Raw genomic sequence first — 614 nt, 5'->3', positions numbered from 1 at the left:
CGCCAGTTGGCGACCGAGCGCACTGGCGAGGCGCTCGCTGCCTATCGCAAGCACGGTGCGGTGCATGTTGCGGCCACGCGAGACGAAGCGCGCGCCGATCTGGTCGAGCGCTGGGATCGCGAACGGATCGCGCAGCTAGGTGCGAGCCGGATCATTCTTACGCACACCAACGACGAAGTGCACGCACTCAACCTGGCGGCGCGCGAGCGGCTGGCGCGCGCTGGCGCGCTTGGTAGCGATGTCGTGCTTCATGTCGAAAAAGGCGAGCGACGCTTTGCTGCTGGCGACCGGGTGATGTTCGGTCGCAACGAGCGCAGTATGGGCGTGAAAAACGGATCGCTCGGACAAATCGAGAGCGTCACCCCGAGGCGCATGGCAGTGATGCTCGACGATGGTCGGTCGGTAGCGTTCGATATCAAGGATTATGCCGCAGTGGATCACGGCTATGCCGCCACCATCCACAAAAGTCAGGGCGGGACGGGTGATCGCGTGCATGTGCTGGCCACGCCGGGTCTCGATCGCCATGCCGCCTATGTCGCGCTGTCGCGGCACCGCGACGGCGTGCAGCTTCATTATGGCCGCGACGACTTCGCCGATCAGCGCCAGCTCGCGCG

Annotated in this window: 1 pseudogene; it reads left to right on the top strand. The window is 65.1% G+C overall.

Annotated features, from left to right (window positions below):
- A pseudogene (locus tag AACY08_RS28005) lies at positions 1-614 on the top strand (Ti-type conjugative transfer relaxase TraA); the annotation flags it as partial.

The organism is Pseudomonas sp. EL_65y_Pfl1_R83 (assembly GCF_963970695.1).
In the GTDB taxonomy this organism is placed as follows: domain Bacteria; phylum Pseudomonadota; class Gammaproteobacteria; order Pseudomonadales; family Pseudomonadaceae; genus Aquipseudomonas; species Aquipseudomonas tritici.
This window is presented reverse-complemented; position numbering and strand designations above follow the sequence as displayed.